Raw genomic sequence first — 1,130 nt, forward strand, 5'->3', positions numbered from 1 at the left:
CGGCAGTGGTGGCGCTGTCCGCGGTGGAGGCGGTCGCGGGCGCCGTGGCGGCCGGGGCGGGCTCCCGCAGGTGCGCGTCGACGGCCGTGCAGAGCGCGTGCACGACGACGAGGTGCCCCTCCTGCACCGCCGAGGTGGACGAGCCGGGGGCTCCCGAGAGGACGACCTCGTCGGAGGCCTCGGCGAGCGGGCTCGGGTCGGGGCCCGTGAGCGCGAGCACCCGCAGCCCCGCGGCCCGGCCGCGCTGGGCGGCCCGCACCACGTTCGCGCTGCGCCCGGAGGTGGACAGCAGGACCAGGACGTCGCCCGGGCGGCCGTGCGCCTCGACCTGGCGGGCGAAGACCTCGTCGGCGCCGTAGTCGTTGCTGATGGCCGTCGTGCTGGAGGTGTCGGCGTGCAGCGCGATCGCCGACAGCGGCCGGCGCTCCCCCTCGAAGCGGCCCACCAGCTCGGCCGTGAGGTGCTGCGCCTCGGCCGCGCTGCCGCCGTTGCCCGCGACCAGCACGCGACCGCCGCGGCGGAACACGGCCACCAGCTCGAGCCCCCAGCGGTCGATCACCTCGCTCTGCGCGCGCAGGCCCGCCAGGGCGGCGGCGACCTCCGGCTCGTGCCGGGCGAGCCACCGCGCCGCGGGACCCTCTGCTGGCTGGCCGTTCGTCACTGCGCCTCCTGGGGTGGGTCGGGGGGAGTCGTGCGCCGGGCGGGTCACAGGCCCTGCTCCGCACCGGCGGGCCCGGTGGACCCCGCGTTCTGCGGCACCGCGGGGGGTGGGGCGGGGACGCGACCCGCGGCGAGGGCCTCGACGGCGTCGACGACGTCCTGCGGGGGGACGTCGAGACACGGGTGGCCGGGGACGGGGCACACCTGGGCCCGCGTCAGCCGGCACGGCGCGGACAGGTCGCCCAGCAGGACGACGGGGACCCCGAAGGGTACCCAGCGCTCGACGGGCATGACCGCCGAGAACCAGCTCGCGACCGGGGTGCCGACCGCGGCGGCCAGGTGCGCGGGGCCCGTGTTGCCGACGACGACCACCGCGGCGGCCTCGAGCAGCGTCGCGAGCTCGCCGAAGCTCGTGCGCCCGGCCGCGTCCACGACCCCGGGGTGCGCGCCGGCGACCCGCGCACCTGGCG

At 78.9% G+C, this 1,130-nt stretch carries 2 protein-coding genes; both read right to left on the bottom strand.

Annotation, left to right across the window (positions count from 1 at the left end; genetic code table 11):
* Positions 1-661 (bottom strand): SIS domain-containing protein (locus GTR02_RS21790; RefSeq protein ID WP_166609552.1); only part of this gene is annotated, 661 nt, incomplete at its 3' end.
* 44 nt (positions 662-705) lie between these two features.
* Positions 706-1,130: glycosyltransferase family 9 protein (locus GTR02_RS21795; protein ID WP_166609553.1), on the bottom strand; the 425-nt coding region annotated here is incomplete at its 5' end.

It is taken from the genome of Kineococcus siccus, from assembly GCF_009906795.1.
Taxonomy (GTDB): Bacteria; Actinomycetota; Actinomycetes; order Actinomycetales; family Kineococcaceae; genus Kineococcus; species Kineococcus siccus.